17 protein-coding genes and 1 tRNA gene are annotated in these 16,517 nt (G+C 70.5%); 5 read left to right on the forward strand and 13 right to left on the reverse strand.

Annotated elements, in window-relative coordinates; translation table 11 throughout:
- The first annotated feature begins 519 nt into the window (after positions 1 to 519).
- On the forward strand, positions 520 to 1,917 hold the full coding sequence (gene lpdA, locus AB0L95_RS36935; protein ID WP_365170012.1) for a dihydrolipoyl dehydrogenase: 1,398 nt from the start codon (positions 520 to 522) through the stop codon (positions 1,915 to 1,917).
- A gap of 51 nt (positions 1,918 to 1,968) precedes the next feature.
- Here the strand turns inward: lpdA and AB0L95_RS36940 are convergent.
- From AB0L95_RS36940 to AB0L95_RS36995, 12 genes are all read right to left on the reverse strand, one after another.
- Positions 1,969 to 2,042: transfer RNA gene (locus AB0L95_RS36940), tRNA-Pro, on the reverse strand.
- A gap of 102 nt (positions 2,043 to 2,144) precedes the next feature.
- A complete protein-coding gene (locus AB0L95_RS36945) occupies positions 2,145 to 2,504 on the reverse strand; it encodes an MmcQ/YjbR family DNA-binding protein (RefSeq protein ID WP_365170015.1) in 360 nt (119 codons plus the stop codon).
- Positions 2,505 to 2,545: 41 nt separating this feature from the next.
- Positions 2,546 to 3,142, reverse strand: a complete 597-nt coding sequence (locus tag AB0L95_RS36950) for a GNAT family N-acetyltransferase (protein WP_365170018.1) — start codon at positions 3,140 to 3,142, stop codon at positions 2,546 to 2,548.
- Positions 3,139 to 3,711: an XRE family transcriptional regulator gene (locus AB0L95_RS36955; RefSeq protein ID WP_365170021.1), complete on the reverse strand. Its 573-nt coding sequence runs from the start codon at positions 3,709 to 3,711 to the stop codon at positions 3,139 to 3,141. The genes AB0L95_RS36950 and AB0L95_RS36955 overlap by 4 nt, the downstream gene beginning before the upstream one ends.
- A gap of 98 nt (positions 3,712 to 3,809) precedes the next feature.
- Positions 3,810 to 4,715: a LysR family transcriptional regulator gene (locus AB0L95_RS36960; protein ID WP_365170024.1), complete on the reverse strand. Its 906-nt coding sequence runs from the start codon at positions 4,713 to 4,715 to the stop codon at positions 3,810 to 3,812.
- A 31-nt stretch (positions 4,716 to 4,746) separates the two neighbouring features.
- The gene (locus AB0L95_RS36965) at positions 4,747 to 5,946 is read right to left on the reverse strand and encodes a glycine C-acetyltransferase (RefSeq protein WP_365170027.1); all 1,200 of its coding nucleotides are present in this window, start codon (positions 5,944 to 5,946) and stop codon (positions 4,747 to 4,749) included.
- A gap of 54 nt (positions 5,947 to 6,000) precedes the next feature.
- Entirely contained in the window at positions 6,001 to 7,029 is a 1,029-nt protein-coding gene (gene tdh, locus AB0L95_RS36970; protein ID WP_365170029.1) for an L-threonine 3-dehydrogenase, read from the reverse strand.
- 285 nt (positions 7,030 to 7,314) lie between these two features.
- The gene (locus AB0L95_RS36975) at positions 7,315 to 7,872 is read right to left on the reverse strand and encodes a GAF domain-containing protein (protein ID WP_365170032.1); all 558 of its coding nucleotides are present in this window, start codon (positions 7,870 to 7,872) and stop codon (positions 7,315 to 7,317) included.
- Positions 7,869 to 8,474: an ATP/GTP-binding protein gene (locus AB0L95_RS36980; protein ID WP_365170034.1), complete on the reverse strand. Its 606-nt coding sequence runs from the start codon at positions 8,472 to 8,474 to the stop codon at positions 7,869 to 7,871. Before AB0L95_RS36980 ends, AB0L95_RS36975 begins: the two co-directional genes overlap by 4 nt.
- Positions 8,452 to 8,823: a DUF742 domain-containing protein gene (locus AB0L95_RS36985; protein WP_365170095.1), complete on the reverse strand. Its 372-nt coding sequence runs from the start codon at positions 8,821 to 8,823 to the stop codon at positions 8,452 to 8,454. The genes AB0L95_RS36980 and AB0L95_RS36985 overlap by 23 nt, the downstream gene beginning before the upstream one ends.
- 2 nt (positions 8,824 to 8,825) lie before the next feature.
- Positions 8,826 to 9,260, reverse strand: a complete 435-nt coding sequence (locus AB0L95_RS36990) for a roadblock/LC7 domain-containing protein (RefSeq protein ID WP_365170037.1) — start codon at positions 9,258 to 9,260, stop codon at positions 8,826 to 8,828.
- Between the two features lie 104 nt (positions 9,261 to 9,364).
- On the reverse strand, positions 9,365 to 11,359 hold the full coding sequence (locus AB0L95_RS36995) for an ATP-binding protein (protein WP_365170039.1): 1,995 nt from the start codon (positions 11,357 to 11,359) through the stop codon (positions 9,365 to 9,367).
- 511 nt (positions 11,360 to 11,870) lie between these two features.
- Between AB0L95_RS36995 and AB0L95_RS37000 the strand changes: the two genes are divergently transcribed.
- From AB0L95_RS37000 to AB0L95_RS37010, 3 genes are all read left to right on the forward strand, one after another.
- A complete protein-coding gene (locus tag AB0L95_RS37000; protein WP_365170042.1) occupies positions 11,871 to 12,329 on the forward strand; it encodes a MarR family transcriptional regulator in 459 nt (152 codons plus the stop codon).
- A gap of 41 nt (positions 12,330 to 12,370) precedes the next feature.
- Positions 12,371 to 14,092, forward strand: coding sequence for an MFS transporter (locus tag AB0L95_RS37005; RefSeq protein ID WP_365170045.1), 1,722 nt, complete (start codon positions 12,371 to 12,373; stop codon positions 14,090 to 14,092).
- 138 nt (positions 14,093 to 14,230) lie between these two features.
- Positions 14,231 to 14,779 (forward strand): hypothetical protein, encoded by a 549-nt coding sequence (locus AB0L95_RS37010; protein WP_365170048.1) that lies wholly within the window; start codon positions 14,231 to 14,233, stop codon positions 14,777 to 14,779.
- Here AB0L95_RS37010 and tnpA read toward each other — a convergent pair.
- Complete coding sequence (gene tnpA / locus AB0L95_RS37015) at positions 14,742 to 15,170, reverse strand: IS200/IS605 family transposase (RefSeq protein WP_365170051.1); 429 nt, start codon at positions 15,168 to 15,170, stop codon at positions 14,742 to 14,744. The two genes, AB0L95_RS37010 and tnpA, sit on opposite strands and share 38 nt — an antisense overlap.
- A gap of 51 nt (positions 15,171 to 15,221) precedes the next feature.
- Between tnpA and AB0L95_RS37020 the strand changes: the two genes are divergently transcribed.
- Complete coding sequence (locus tag AB0L95_RS37020) at positions 15,222 to 16,436, forward strand: transposase (protein WP_365170052.1); 1,215 nt, start codon at positions 15,222 to 15,224, stop codon at positions 16,434 to 16,436.
- Positions 16,437 to 16,517: the final 81 nt, after the last annotated feature.

Here is a 16,517-nt window from a genome sequence, read left to right on the forward strand (position 1 = left end):
AGGCAACTCCTCAGTGGGCGTGACCGCAAGGGGGTAGAGACCCGCGCATTATTGCCGCCCCGCCGGGCGCCGTGCCGGGCAATGACGGAGTGATTACCGCGGCGCGGGACAGCGCCTGTAGTGTTCAAGTTCCGTTGGGAATCCGGACGTTGGACGTTCAGAGGGACGGCGCGGGTGCCCTTGACGCAGAGGATATGGGCCCTTCGCGCTTGAGGCGCGAAAGGCCCACGCGTGAGAGAATACTGCGAAAACGCCGGATTTCCCTTGGGCCGCATAGCCGGTCGGATTTGTCATGGTGCTCTGCGAAACGACCTTCTCCGCCCCTCCATGAAGACGACTGGAAATCGCCGGAACCGCGATTCATGACCCATGCGACGAGGAAGTCGAAAACACACTTCCCCTTCAGGAAGAGGTGCCCACCCGACACCGACCGGCGTCGACATGCCGTGCGGCCGGGCCGCGCTTAGGCTGACGAGGGCCGCCGCCGGATGTGCACTTCGTCAACCGTGAGGCCGGATCATGAACGCAGAGTTCGACGTGGTGGTCCTGGGCGCGGGCCCGGGTGGGTATGTGGCGGCCATTCGATGCGCCCAACTGGGTCTGAGAACCGCCATCGTCGAAGCACGGTTCTGGGGCGGAATCTGCCTGAACATCGGCTGCATCCCGGCGAAGTCCCTGCTCAGAAACGCGGAAGTGGCCCATCTCGTGTTGCAGGAGCGGGACACGTTCGGCGTACGGATCGACGGTTCGGTGAGTCTCGACTACGGGGCGGCGTTTCTCAGGAGCAGAAAGGTGGCCGACGGCCGCGCGAAGGGCGTCACCTATCTGATGCGCAAGAACGGCATCGCGCAGTACGAGGGACAGGGCGCCTTCGTCGACCCCCACACCCTGAGCGTCCGGATGCCCGACGGGGACACCACCCTCACCTTCGCCCACTGCATCATCGCCACCGGCTCCACCGTGAAGCTGCTGCCGGGAACCCGCCTCGGCGCGCGCATCGTGACGTACGAGGAGCAGATCCTCTCCGACCACGTGCCCGCGAGCATCGTCATCGCCGGGGCGGGCGCCATCGGCGTGGAGTTCGCCTACCTGCTGCGGGCCTACGGCGTCGACGTCACCCTGGTCGAGTTCTTCGACCGCGTCGCTCCCCTGGAGGACGAGGAAGTCTCCGCGGAGCTGGCCCGGCAGTTCCGCCGGCAAGGGATCAAGCTGATGACGTCCACTCGTGTGGAGTCGATGGAGGAGACGGCGAACGGCGTCCGCGTCGTCGTCTCGCAGGACGGTCGCCAGCAGATCCTGGAGGCGGACAAGGTGCTCCAGGCCCTGGGCTTCCAGCCGCGCACGACCGGGTACGGGCTCGGGCAGGCAGGGGTCCGGCTCACGGACCGCGGTGCCATCGACGTGGACGCCCGGTGCCGTACCAGTCAGCCGCACATCTTCGCCATCGGTGACGTCACGGCGAAGCTGATGCTGGCCCACGCGGCCGAGGCGATGGGGGTCGTCGCCGCGGAGACCATCGCCGGTGTGGAGACGATGGAACTCGACTACCGCATGATTCCCCGCGCCACGTTCTGCAGGCCCCAGATCGCCAGTTTCGGCTGGACCGAGACGGAGGCCCGGGACGCGGGGTTCGACGTCCAGGTCGCGAAGTTCCCCTTCACCGCGAACGCGAAGGCGCACGGTTTCGGCGAAACAGCCGGCTTCGTGAAGCTCCTCAGCGACGCGCGCCACGGCGAACTTCTGGGCGGCCATCTGATCGGTCCGGACGTCACCGAGCTTCTTCCGGAACTGACCCTGGCGCAGAAGTGGGATCTGACGGTGACCGAGCTGGTGAGGAACGTGCACGCGCATCCCACGCTGAGCGAGGCGGTCCAGGACGCCCTGCACGGCCTGGCCGGGCACATGATCAATCTGTGATCGCGAAGAAGGGTCTTCACAGGCTCTCACCTGCGAAGACCCTTCGCACTGTCGGGACGACAGGATTTGAACCTGCGACCCCTTGACCCCCAGTCAAGTGCGCTACCAAGCTGCGCCACGTCCCGTTGCCCGTCTGACCTGGGGTTTCCCCGGGCCGAACGTGCACAGAAACAATACCGCACTCGGGACGGTGGTCGCGCACCCGTTATGCGCCGTCCCCTGTCCTGTCACTCTCCGGTCGGGGCGCCCAGCTCGGGATGGTGCTCCAGGAGCCGGGGCGAGGCCGCCTGGCGCCAGGAGTCGGCGAGGATGTCCCGCAGTTCGGCCTCGTCCTCCAGGGCGGCGAGGCGTACCCGGATCCAGGCGAACTGCGACTCGTGCCCGGCGACCCAGAACTTCCCGGGCTCGGCGAGCACCAGCTCGTCCCGCTCCTCCTTGGGGCAGCGCACCGCCATGGATGTCTCGTCCTCGGGCAGGGTGGCGAACATCTTGCCCGCGACCCGGAACGTGGGCATGCTCCAGGCGGTCTTCTCGGCCGTCTCGGGCAGGGACAGGGCGATACGGCGTACGTCTTCGGCATCCGGCATGTCCCGCACCGTAGCCAATGCCACTGACAGCCGGCCCGTGCTCAGGGGGACGGCGTCGGCCCCTGAGGCGACACGGCGCCGACCCGCACGATCCGCCCGACCCGCCCGATCCGCTCGATCCGCTCGATCCGCTTGTAGAAGATCGTGGTCGGGCACAGCGCTCCGGCCGGTGTCGCCGCGTAGTCCGGAATCATCCCGGCGCGGGTCCAGCCCGCGGTGCGGTACAGGGACTCGGCCGGGCTGCCGGTCTCCGTGTCCAGGTGGAGCAGGGTGATCCCGGCCTCGCCGGCGGCCCGCTCCGCGGTGGCCAGCAGCGCGCGCCCCAGGCCCCGGCCGCGCGCCTCCCGGTGCACCATGAGCTTGCCCAGTTCGGCACGGTGGCGGCTGTTCGGCTTGTCCGGGAAGGCGAGACTCACGGTGCCCGCCACCCGCTCCCCCGCCGTCGCCACCCACACCGCGAGACCTCCGGCGTCGACCGCGGCCGCCCGCTCCTTCCACCAGGCGAGGGCCTCCGCCCGGTCGAGCGGGGCGAGGAACCCCACGGAGGCGCCGCCCTCGACGGTGTCGGTCAGCAGCTCAGCCAGTTCTTCGGCGCGGGCGAGCAGGTCCCCGGCGGCGAGCCGGACGATCGGGGTCATGGGAGCACCACCACGAGCGCGTAGCGCACCTCACCCGGGCCCGGGCAGCGGAACCGGGTCGGACCCCACACCCGCAGCCGCAGGCAGTCGCCGGCAGCGAGCCGGTGCTCCACGTCCTGGGCGGTGACCTCCAGCGTCCCGTCGAGGACCCAGATGTGCTGTTCGAGTCCGGGCACGGGCGGCCGGTCGTAGGCGATGTCCGCCCCGGCCGTGAGCCGCCCCTCGACGAGTTCGCCGCGCAGCCCAGGGTGCGGAGGGGACACGGAGCGTCGTACGAAGCCGGAGGCCGCGTCCTGCCACCGGGCCTGGTCGGCGGCGCGCACCACCTGGGCGGGCTCGGTCTCGATCTCGCTCAGCAGCTGGGACATGGTGCGGCCGTAGACGCCGCACAGCCGGTTCAGCATCGAGGCGGTGGGGCTGATCTCGGCGCGTTCCGCGCGGGACAGGGTGGACCGGCTGACCCCGCTGCGGTCCGCCAGCTCGCCCAGCGACCAGCCGCGCTCCGCCCGCAGCTCGGCCAGGCGCGCGGCGAGCCGGGCATCGACGGGATCCATGACGTCACTTGCCATGACGGGAGTCTATCCCGAATCCGGGATTGCGTGCCGGATATGGGATGGGTGGGCTCAGTCGCGATGAGCCGCCTCGGTCCGGCCCCGGTCCGGCCCCGTCAGTCCACCGTCGCGGCCTTTGCCAGCGCGTCCAGCACCGGGCGGATCAGCGGGTGTCCCTCCGCCCCGCGGCGCACGGCCGCGAAGACCCGGCGGGTGGGGGCGACTCCGTCGACCGGGCGGACGACCACACCCGTCAGGTCCATTCCACGCAGGGCGGAGCGCGGTACGAGGGCCACTCCCGCGCCGGCCGAGGCGAGCGCCACGACCGCACGGAAGTCGTCCGAGGAGTGTTCAAGACGGGGCTGGAACCCGGCGTGCTCACAGGCCAGCACGACGACGTCATGGCAGGGATTGCCCGGGTACGGGCCGATCCACGGGTCCTTGGCCAGCTCGGCCAGCGGCACCTCGGGCGCGTCGGCCAGACGATGGGTGACCGGCACGACCGCGTCGAAGGGTTCGGCGTAGAGCGCGACGGGAGTGAGCCGGGGGTCGTCCGCGTCGGGCGCGCCCCGGTACTCCACGGCGACGGCGACGTCGACCTGCCGGTCCAGGACCATCGGCAGGCTCGCGTCTCCCTCGGCGTCCTGGACCCGGACCCGGATGCCGGGCGCGGTGCGGGCGAGCCGCGCCAGCGCGGGGGCCACCACCAGGCCGATGCCGGTGGCGAAGGAGGCGAGTGTCACCGTGCCCGCCGAGCCGGCGCCGTAGGCGGCCAGCTCGGCCTCGGCGCGCTCCAGCTGGGCGAGGACGGCGTTGGTGTGGCCGAGCAGGATCTCACCGGCCGGGGTCAGCCGTACTCCCTTGGCGCCCCGCTCCACCAGCCGGTGACCGGTCTCCTGTTCCAGCGCGGCGAGCTGCTGGGACACGGCGGAGGGGGTGAGATAGAGCGCGGCGGCAGCGGCCGTGACCGTGCGGTGGTCGGCCACCGCACGGAGGATGTGCAGCCGCCGCGCTTCGATCATGCAACCGATTATCGCAAGACGCGCGGGCTGATCAGCCCTCCAGCTCCGCCCGGGCGGACACGAACGCGTCGACGGCGCGGTTGACGTCGTCCGTGGAGTGCGCGGCGGACAGCTGCACCCGGATACGGGCCTGGCCCTGCGGGACCACCGGGTAGGAGAAGCCGACGACGTACACGCCGCGCTCCAGCAGCAGTTCGGCCATGCGTCCGGCCTTCGACGCGTCGCCGATCATCACCGGGGCGATCGCGTGGTCGCCCGGCAGGATGTCGAAGCCCTCCTCGGTCATCCGGCGGCGGAAGAGCGCGGTGTTCTCCGCCAGCTTCACGCGCAGGTCGCCCGCCGACTCCAGCAGGTCGAGCACCTTGAGCGAGGCCGCCGCGATCACCGGGGCGAGCGTGTTGGAGAAGAGATACGGCCGCGAGCGCTGGCGCAGCAGGGCGACGATCTCGGCGCGGGCGGCGACATAGCCGCCGGAGGCGCCGCCGAGCGCCTTGCCGAGGGTGCCGGTGATGATGTCGACGCGGTCCATGACCCCGTGCAGCTCGGGGGTGCCGCGACCGCCCGCGCCGACGAAGCCGACGGCGTGCGAGTCGTCGACCATGACCATGGCGTCGTACCGGTCGGCGAGGTCGCAGATCTCCCGCAGCGGGGCCACATAGCCGTCCATGGAGAACACGCCGTCGGTGACGACCAGCTTGCGGCGGGCGCCGCCCTCCGAGGCCTCCTTCAGCTGCCGCTCCAGATCCGCCATGTCGCGGTTGGCGTAACGGAAGCGGCGCGCCTTGGACAGGCGGATGCCGTCGATGATCGAGGCGTGGTTGAGGGCGTCGGAAATCACCGCGTCCTCCGGGCCGAGGAGGGTCTCGAAGACACCGCCGTTGGCGTCGAAGCACGAGGAGTACAGGATCGTGTCCTCCTGGCCGAGGAACGCGGACAGCCGCGCCTCCAGCTCCTTGTGCACCTCCTGCGTACCGCAGATGAACCGTACGGACGCCATGCCGTAGCCCCAGCGGTCCAGCGCCGTGTGAGCGGCGGCGATGACGTCAGGGTGGTCGGCGAGGCCGAGGTAGTTGTTGGCGCAGAAGTTGAGCACCTCACCGGGGCGGCCGCCCGCGGTGACGTTCACGGTCGCGGACTGCGGGGTGTCGATCACCCGCTCGGGCTTGTGCAGGCCGGCGGCCCGGATCTCGTCGAGGGTGGCGCGCAGGTCGTCGCGCACGGAGTCGAACATGGGGGAAGCTCCTCAAAGTGCTTACGCGGGAAGGCGGGCAATCGCGGGGAAGGGCTACGCGGTCCAGTCCAGGATGATCTTGCCGCCCCGGCCGCTCGCCGCGTCCTCGAACGCCGCCTCGTGCTCGCGGTAGTCGTACCGGCCGGTGATCACGGGCGAAAGGTCGAGCCCGCCCTCGAGCAGGACCGACATCGCGTACCACGTCTCGAACATCTCGCGGCCGTAGATGCCCTTGATCGTGATCATGGAGGTGACGATCCGGGCCCAGTCGACGGGGAACTCCTGGGACGGCAGTCCGAGCATGGCGATCCGGCCGCCGTGCGTCATGTTGGCGATCATGTCGCGCATCGCCTCGGGGCGGCCGGACATCTCCAGACCGATGTCGAAGCCCTCACGCAGGCCCAGCTCGCGCTGGCCGTCGGCGATCGTCGCGTCGGAGACGTTCAGCGCGAGGCTCACGCCGATCTTGCGCGCCAGCTCCAGGCGTTCCTCGCTGACATCGGTCACGACGACGTTGCGTGCGCCCGCGTGCCGGGCCACCGCCGCGGCCATCAGGCCGATCGGGCCGGCACCGGTGATCAGGACGTCCTCGCCGACCAGGGGGAACGACAGCGCGGTGTGCACCGCGTTGCCGAACGGGTCGAAGATCGCGGCCACGTCGAGGTCCACGGGGGCGCGATGCACCCAGACGTTGCCGGCGGGCAGGGCCACATACTCGGCGAACGCACCGTCGCGCCCGACCCCGAGCCCGACCGTCGCCCGGCACAGATGGCGGCGCCCGGCCAGACAGTTGCGGCACTTCCCGCACACCAGATGGCCCTCGCCGCTGACCCGGTCGCCCACGTTGATGTCCGTGACGTCACGGCCGGTCTCGACGACCTCGCCGACGAACTCGTGCCCGACCACCAGCGGGGTGCGGATCGCCTGCTGCGCCCAGCCGTCCCACGCCCGGATGTGCAGGTCGGTGCCGCAGATACCGGTCCGCAGGACCTTGATGAGCACGTCGCCGGGTCCGACGGCGGGTTCCGGGACGTCCGCGAGCTGGAGCCCGGGCTCCGCCTTCTCCTTGACCAGCGCCTTCAACGCTACGGCTCCTGTGAGTGAGGTCCCGGTTCCAGGCACGCCGAAGGAGCCCGCACCGGGGAGAGGAGTGGAATCGCGTAGCAATCTGCCCTACGGCGACGCACTGGTCCATCGAGGATTTCTTAAGCGCCGCCACAGCTTTCCTTCACGCCCCCCGTGTCACCTGCGGCTTCGCTTCCCGTTCCACGGACACGACCGGCTCCGGACCGGGCGGGACACGGAGTGCGGGGCGCCCGAAACGGCACCGAGGGGCGCGCCACGGCAGGGCGATCCGGCGCACGCCTCTCAGGTCGTGCCGCCCTCCCGTCGTGCGATACCTTCCGTCAGCTCCGCGGCCAGCGCCTTGATGGTCTCCAGACCTGCCCGGCCCCAGGGACGCGGCTCCACGTCGGCGGCGCAGACCGTGCCGAGGGCGGTGCCCGTGCGGTCCACGAGCGGCGCGCCGAGATAGGAGCGGATACCGATCTCGTCGACGACGGGGTTCTGGGCGAAGCGCGGATAGTCGCGGACGTCCTCGAGGACGAGCGCCCTGCGCCGGACGACGACGTGCGGACAGAAGCCGTACGCGCGGCCCAGCTGACGGACGGGCGCGCCCGTGCCGTCCGGGGTGGGGAGCGCGGTGAGCGGGCGGTCGTCGGGCTGGTGGAGGCCCGCGAAGAACTGCCGGTGCTCGTCGACGAAGGTGACCATCGCGTACGGCGCCGCGGTGAGCTCCGCCAGCCGATCCGCGAAGGCGTCGAACTCCGGTTCGGCGCGCTCGCCCAGGCCGAGCAGGCGCAGCCTGCGGACGCGCTCGGGGGCGTCCCTGTCCTCGGGGGTCAGCAACAGTCGGCGCAGGGTCATGTGCGCGCTCCGGGCCTCGGGGCCGGTGTCGTCGCCGGGTCGTGTGCGAGGAGATGACGGACGAGCGTGAGCAGGGTCTGCACCCCCGAGCTGGAGATACGGGCGTCGCAGCGCACCACGGGAATCTTCGGGTCGAGGTCGAGGGCGGCACACACCTCCCCGGGGTCGTAGCGATGGGCGCCGTCGAACTCGTTGAGGGCGATGATGAAACCGAGTCCGCGCTGCTCGAAGAAGTCGACGGCGGCGAAGCAGTCCTCCAGTCTGCGGGTGTCGGCGAGGATGACCGCTCCGAGCGCGCCTTCGGACAGCTCGTCCCACATGAACCAGAACCGTTCCTGACCGGGCGTACCGAACAGGTACAGCACATGCTGCGGGTCGAGGGTGATGCGGCCGAAGTCCATCGCCACGGTCGTCTCGACCTTGTTCTCGATCCCGTCGAGGCTGTCGGTCGCGGCGCCGGCCGTGGTGAGCAGTTCCTCCGTGCTCAGCGGCGCGATCTCGCTCACCGCGCCAACGAAGGTCGTCTTGCCTACTCCGAACCCTCCCGCCACCAGGATCTTCAGCGCGGTGGGAAAGGGGTCAGAGCTGTCGTCGTAGTCCATCGAGCACTGCCTCCAGCAGAGACCGGTCAGTGGGGTTGTGGTGGAAGACGGGGGGTTTGGTGGTGAGCGCCCCGCAGTCGACGAGGTCGGCGAGCAGCACCTTGGTGACCACCGCGGGCAGCTTCAGCTGCGCGGCCACCTCGGCGACCGAGACGGGGGCCCCGCACCGGCCGAGCGCCTCGGCGTGCTCGGGGCCGAGCGTGCCGAGGAGGGTCGTGCCCGTGGCCATCACCTGGGAGAGCAGATCGAGGGCGGTGCTCGGCCGGGTGCGGCCGTTGCTGACCGTGTAGGGGCGGATCAGTCGTCCGGCCGCGTCGTCGAGCCAGGGGCTGTCACCGGCCGCGGTCACGTTCAAGGCCCGGTCACCGAGGGCTGCGCCGCGCTCCGGCGGGGCGCGGTGACCAGATACGGCCGTACGCTCTTCACGAGCATCGCCATCTCGTAGCCGAGGACGGCCGCGTCGGCCTCGCGGTCGGCGAGCACGGCGAGACAGGTGCCGGAACCGGCGGTGGTGACGAAGAGCAGGGTCGAGTCGAGTTCGACGACGACCTGCCGTACGTCGCCGCCGTCCCCGAAGCGGACGCCCGCGCTGCGGCCGAGCGAGTAGAGGCCGGAGGCCAGGGCGGCCATATGGTCGGCGCTGTCCGTGTCGAGGCCGTGCACGGACTTCACCAGCCCGTCGCAGGAGAGCAGCACCGCGCTCTTGGTGTGGGGTACGCGCTGCACGAGGCCGCTCATCAGCCAGTCGAGATCGGAGACATGGGTAGTCGGCATGTCGCTCGCCATGGTGGATCGACTCCTTGGGGTACACGGGTTCGCGAGAGCGGGTGGAACGGGGGCGGTCATCCGGCCGACGAGTTCGACGGTCATCCGGCCGAGGTGTTCGGCGGTCATCCGGCCGATGGGTGGCCGTGATGACGCGCCGTCAGCTCCGGGCCGGGCGTGCGCGGGACATCGGACTCGGGGCGGGCGGCCGTCTCGGTGGGGTCGAGGTCCGCCTGCTGCCGCGCCTCCGCGAGGGAGATGCCCCGCTGGAACGCGGCCATCAGGCCCGGATCGTGGCCGACGAGTTGCTCGGCCTCCTGGCGGACGGGCGCGGCGGGGCCGCCGCGGAGCTGGGGTGCGATGTGCTCCTGGGCCCGTCTGCGCGGCAGTTGGGGCTTGCCCATAGTGCCTCGCACGGTGCCCGGCTGCGGTGTCGGCTGTCTGCCCGAGGTCCCCACGAGTCCGCCGGGGGCCGAGACAACACCGAGCGGAGGCGGTACGAATCCGCCGGGGGTCGGCGCCAGATCGCCGGGAGTCGGCACGAGTCCGCCGGCCGCCCCCACGCCGCCGCCAGGAGCGCCCACGATGGTCGGACGGTCACCGGGCCGGACTCCGGGCTGCGCCTCGGCGGGGTTGGGGCGCGGGATGTCGGCGTCGCGCACGGGAAGCGGTGACCGGGCCCGGCCGGCCGGGATCCGGATGTCCCCCGGCTGCCGGGGTCCCGGCGGCACGGGGTGTTCCGAGGCACCGGACGGGGAGTGGCCGGTGCGAGCGTCCCACGGCGGCGGGGCCTGGGTGTGCGTGCCCGCGCCTTCCGCCTCCCGGGTGCCGGTCGCACCGGATGCCGTGAGCGGTGCCGTCACGATGCCCGTGCCCTGCACCGCGCCCAGCGTCATGGCCTCGGCCGTGCCGCAGTCCTCCCCGAGCAAGCCCTGCGGCAGCACGAGCACCGCTTGGACACCGCCGTAGATGTTGGTCTGCAACCGCACATGGATGCCGTGCCGACGGGCGAGTTGGGAGACCACGAACAGGCCGATGCGGCCGTCCGCCAGCAGGCCGGCGACATTGACCTGGTCGGGGTCGGCGAGCAGGGCGTTCATCCTGCTCTGCTCGGCCGGCGGCATGCCGAGCCCGCGGTCCTCGACCTCCACGGCGAGCCCCGAGGTCACAAGGCCCGCCCGCAGCACCACCTGGGTGTGCGGAGGCGAGAACACCGTGGCGTTCTCCACGAGTTCGGCGAGCAGATGGATCACATCGGCGACGGCGTGCCCGCGCAGGGTGCCCTCGACCGGGGGGACGAGTCTGACCCGCGCGTACTGCTCGACCTCCGCGGTGGCGGAGCGCAGCACCTCGGTCATGGGCACCGGCGTGCTCCACTGGCGACGGGAGACGGCGCCGCCGAGCACCGCGAGGTTCTCGGCGTGGCGCCGGATGCGGGTGGCGAGGTGGTCGACATGGAAGAGGCCCTTGAGCAGGTCGGGGTCCTCGATCTCGTTCTCCAGCTCGTCGAGGATCGAGATCTCCCGGTGCACGAGGGACTGCAGTCGCCGGGCGAGGTTGAGGAACACCTCCAGTTTCTGTTCGCTGCCGGCCCGGCTGGAGAGCTGTGCGGCCTGGACGACCGCGGCGACGGCGCCGTCGTGGGCGCGCGCCAGCTCCGCGGCGAGCTGCTCGAAGTCGTCGGAGTCCACCGGCCGTTCGGCGTGAGGGCCGGGTGCGGACGGTGCCTCGCCGCGGCGCAGCGACTCGACGAGACGGTGCAGGTCGGTCGCGCCGCGGGCGCTGGCGCGGCGCAGTTCGTGGAGGCGGTCTCGCATGGACGCGGCGGTGCGTTCGGCGGCGACGGCGGCGATCACGATGCCCGCGAGGGTCACGGCGAGGGCGCCCGCGAGCACGGCCCAGAGGATGGGGGTGGGGCGCGCGCCAGTGGTGCGGACGGTGAAGAGCACGGCGGCGCAGGCGCTCAGGGCCACCGCGACCGGCGGCAGGATCGCCAGGCGCAGCAGTTGGTGCCGTATGGGGGTCTCTGCCGGTGTGGGGGTGGGCTGGGCGGCCGGCCGCCCGTGCCGGCCGCCCTCACGGCGGTCTGCGCGTGCGGCCGGTGCGCGGAGGTGAGACATCGGCGTCCTCGTACTGGGTGTGTCGGGGCGTGGGGCTCCCGCGGGTCTGCGCGACTCGGGCGTGCGGCATCGCGGCGCCGGTCGAAAAGAGCCGCATCTCCCGTCTCTGCGTCGACCGACGACAACTCAGAGTAGTCGCCCTTCGGGCAGCCGTGATGGCCTGTTGACAAAGTCCTCCGCAGAGCTTCCCGCTCTGGTATGAGGCCTCGTACGACAGACCGATAACCGCGCCCCGCATACATCCAGAGACGTCATTGAAGCGATCAGGGCTGCTCAGAAGTGGTCACAAGAGAGGGGTGAGCGCCGACGCCCCCTCACCTCCTAGCCCCGCTCCGGGGTGGCCCCTTGAGGTCGCCTTCCGCCCTCAACCTGACGCCGAGCACCCCTGGAGCTCGCCTGAAGCTCCCCCGAAAAGGTCACGCGGCGTATCGAGAACGGCCATCCGCCACCCCGGACCACCCGGCCCGCCACACCCATTGATTCACGGTACATCTATATGCATAATACGGTTATGCATAAGCCGGTTATGGACTCCGATCCGCCCGAGGCCTCGTCCGAGGACCTGATGATCGCCGTGGAGCGGATGGTCCGCTATGTCCGCCACAGAGCCACCACCGGCGGACTGAGCACCGCGGCCTCCTCCGCCCTCGGCCGTCTGGGGCGGGAAGGTCCGCACCGGCTGACGGACCTGGCCCGCGCCGAGGGTGTCTCCCAGCCGAACATGACCCAGCTCGTCACCCGCCTGGAGCGCGCGGGCCTCGTACGGCGCAGCGCGGACAGCACCGACGGACGGGGCGTCCTGGTGGAGATCACCGACACCGGACTCGACGTCTTCCGGCAACGGCGCACCGAACGCGCACGAGCCCTGCAGGAGCTGATCGAGGAGCTGACCGAGCCCGAGCAGCGCGCGGTGAACGTCGCACTGCCGGCCCTCGCCCGTGCGATCCAGGACCGCCAGAAGCGTTCCTGAACCACCCCACCCACCCGTCAACTTCCGGAGGACACGTACGCATGAGTGCTTCGCACGGAGGGGTCGCGAGCCCCTTCAAGCAGCCCAAGGCCGTCTGGGCAGTCGCGTTCGCCTGCGTCATCTCGTTCATGGGCATCGGTCTGGTCGACCCGATCCTGCCCGCCCTGGCCAACAACCTGCACGCCTCACCCAGCCAGGTCTCCCTGCTGTTCAGCAGCTACCTCATCGTGACCGCGGTGGCGATGCTGATCGTCGGCTGGGTCTCCAGCCGCATCGGCGCCAAGCGCACCCTGATCACCGGCCTGGCGCTCATCGTCGTCTTCGCCGCCCTGGCCGGCACCTCCGACTCCATCAACGGGATCGTCGGCTTCCGCGCGGGCTGGGGCCTGGGCAACGCCCTGTTCATCGCCACCTCGCTGGCCGTCATCGTGGCCTCCGCCAGCGGCGGCTTCGGCGGCGCGATCATCCTCTACGAGACCGCGCTCGGACTCGGCATCGCCGTGGGTCCGCTGCTGGGCGGCGAGTTGGGCGCCATCAGCTGGCGCGGACCGTTCTACGGCGTCGCCGTGCTGATGGCCGTCGCCCTGCTCGCGACCCTCGCCTTCGTCCCGTCCCTGCCCAAGCCGGAGCGCCCCACCTCACCGATCGCCCCGCTCCGTGCGCTGCGCCACCGCGGCCTGCTGACCATGGGCATCATGGCCCTGTTGTACAACTGGGGCTTCTTCACGATGCTCGGCTACGCGCCCTACCCCATGAAGCTGGACGCCCATCAGCTCGGCCTGGTCTTCACCGGCTGGGGCCTGCTGGTGGCCGCGTTCAGCGTCTTCTTCGCCCCTCGTCTGCAGGCCCGTTACGGCACCGCTCCCGTGCTGTACGTCAACCTGCTGGGCCTCGGCGTCGTGATGGCCGTCATCGCCGCCGGCGTCAGCACCCCGGCAGTGGTCATCGTGGCGGTCATCGTCAGCGGCGCCTTCATCGGCATCAACAACACCCTCACCACCCAGGCCGTCATGCTGGTCTCCCCCGTCGAGCGCCCCGTGGCCTCCTCCGCCTACGGCTTCCTGCGCTTCATCGGCGGTGGCCTGGCCCCGTACGTCGCCGGCAAGCTGGCCGACGCCACCGACCTGAGCGTCCCCTTCTACCTCGGCGCCGCCACCTTCGTCGTGGCCATCCCGGTCCTGGCCAGCGGTCACCGGCTGCTCAGCCAGGCAGAGCAGCGCACCGGTGAAGGACGGCCCGTGACCCCGGCCTTCACCCCCGTCGGCGCCCCGGTGGCGGCCGACACGCCTCCTGTCGTGGTCGCGGTGGGAGACCACGACCGGGCCGCGATCATCGTCGACACGGCGGCCCGCCTCGCCCGCGACACCGGCAGCCCCCTGGAGGTCGTCCACGTCCTGCAGACCGCCGTCGTCGAGGAACAGTCCGTCGACACCGAGGACTTCGACCAGGCCCGTACGGCCGTCACCGCCCATCTCGACCGGCTGGCCGCCCATGGCATACCGGCCACCGGCCAGATCCTGGCCTCCGTCGGCGACCACGCGTCGGCGGGCCGGGCCCTCGCCCGGCACGCCGCCGAGATCCACGCGCCCACGGTCGCCGTCGGACGCTCGCCGCGCGGCCCGCTGGCCCAGTTCGCCGACGGCAGTTTCACCACCGCCCTCACCCATGCCGCCGCCTGCACCGTGGTCCTCGTCGACCCGGACCACACCCCTCGCCCGCTGACCGCGTCGTCCCTGACAGAGCTGCGCAACAGCCCAGCCTAGAAAGGAATCTGACGGCACGACACTTTCCGCCCTGCCCTTCGGGGCCGTATCGGTCATGCGGTCGCCCCGCACCTCCCGTGCGCAGAATTGTGGCCTCCGCCACAGCGAGGCGGGGCGTGCACTGATGGAGTGATCCGCATGACCGACGGAATCACCTGGCTCGCGGAACCGAAGTCGAGCGACTGGGGCGGATACAGCGTCGTCATCGCCCTGTACCTCGCCGGAGAGGAGCTGGCGGCGCGTGTCGCCGCCAGCCGGTTCGGCCGGAACAAGCAGCTGCCACGGTTTCTCGGAAGCCTCACCGGGTGGCAGGCGGACGACGCGATGAGCGGCCTGTTCGGTGACACCCACCAGGCCATCGCTCTGCGCTACGGCGAGATCGACGAGTGGTCCCACGTCGTCCAACACGGCTTCTGGTGCGGGGAGTTCGGCCATGAGCCGCCCGTGTCACGAGGCGGCGCCCACGTCTACCGCCTGTGGTACGAGGAGGAGAACGGCAAGCCCGTCCCCCCGTACTTCTCCTACGAGCACGACAGCCGCACCATCCCTTGTTCTTCGCAGGGAATCCCGGCCTTCAGGCCGGGCGGGAATGCGATCCTCGGCCGGGAAGCGCGAAGCGCCGGAGATCTCTGCGTTTGTGTGGTGCCGGTCAGGCTGGGCGCTTCTGGTTCTCGATGTAGTCCTTGACGATGCTCAGCGGTGCGCCGCCGCAGGACCCCACGAAGTAGGACGGGGACCAGAACACCGAGCCGGTCCCGGTCCGGTTGATCCGGCCGGTGTACTCCGCGCGCAGGTATCGGGAGCTGACGCCTTTGAGGCTGTTGACGAGTTTGGACAGGGCGACCTTGGGCGGGTAGTGCACGAGAAGGTGGACGTGATCGTCTTCGCCGTTGAACTCCCGCAGTTCCGCGCCGAAGCTCTCGCACACGTCGCGCATGATCTCCTCGCAGCGTGTCAGCATCTCGCCGTTGAAGACTTCACGCCGGTACTTCGTGACAAACACCAAGTGCGCGTGGAGGTTGCAGACAACGTGGTTTCCACGCCTGATACCGGGGTCTGGTTCCCATCGCGGTGACATGCGCCAAGTGTAGTAGGATCGAACGGAATCGACCGGTGTGGGTGGGCTGAGGTGATCCGTGCGTACAAGTTCCTCATGCGGCCCACCGTCCGGCAGGGTCAGGCGCTCGGCGAGATGCTGCGGGACCACTGCTCCCTCTACAATGCGGCGTTGCAGGAACGCCGCGACGCCTACCGGCACGTGTCGAAGACCACCGTCAAGTACGGGATGCAGTCCGCGCAGCTCAAGGAGATCCGGGCGTTCGACCCGGAGCGTCAGGGCCGCTGGTCGTTCAGTTCGCAGCAGGCCACCTTGCGCCGTCTCGACAAGGCGTTCGCCGCGTTCTTCCGCCGGGTTAAGTCCGGCGACACCCCGGGCTACCCGCGTTTTCGCGGGGTGAACTGGTTCGACACGGTGGACTTCCCCAAGGACGGGGACGGCTGCCGGTGGAACTCCACCCCGCACGACCCCGTCACCCGCGTCCGCTTCCAGGGCGTGGGCCACGTCAAGGTCAACCAGCACCGCGCCGTGATCGGCAGGATCAAAACCGTGTCGGTGAAACGCGAGGGCCGTAAGTGGTTCGTCCTGCTCAGTGCCGAGCAGGACCAGCCCGAACCGCTGCCCGCGACCGGCTCCGTGGCCGGCATCGACCTGGGCATCGCGAACTTCCTCGCCGACTCAGGCGGCGAGTTCGTGCCCAACCCGCGCCACGGGCGCCGTGCGGCTGAGAAGCTCGCGGCGGCGCAGCAGGCCCTGTCCCGGTTCCCGCGCCGCAAGGCGAAGGACCGGACCGCCAACCACCAGCGCGCGGTGGAGAAGGTTGCCCAGCTTCACGCAAAGGTGCGTCGCCAGCGGCTCGATCACGCACACAAGACCGCGCTCGGCCTGGTCCGCGCACACGACTTCATCGCGCACGAAGACCTCAAGATCCGTAACATGAGCAAGGCCCCTGCACCGACACCCGCCCCTGGCCAGCCGGGCACCTTCCTGCCCAACGGGGCCGTAGCCAAAGCCGGGCTCAACAAGTCGATCAACGATGCCGGATGGGGGGTGTTCCTGACGATCTTGCACGCCAAGGCTGAAAGCGCCGGACGGGAAGTGATCGCCGTGGACCCCCGCAACACCTCCCGCACCTGCCCCGCATGCGGGCACACCGCGAAGGAGAACCGGCCCACACAGGAAAAGTTCCACTGCGTCTCGTGCGGCCACAACGCACACGCTGACACGGTGGGCACTCTCAACATTTTACGGGCCGGGCTGGTCCGTCGCGACGCCAACCCGGCATAACGAGAAGCCCCCGGCTTCAGCCGGGGGAGGAGTCACCATGACCATCCCGACGCCGACCGACCCGACCCACCAAGAGGCCGC

Origin of the sequence: Streptomyces sp. NPDC052036, from assembly GCF_040680495.1 — a bacterium.
Lineage (GTDB): Bacteria > Actinomycetota > Actinomycetes > Streptomycetales > Streptomycetaceae > Streptomyces.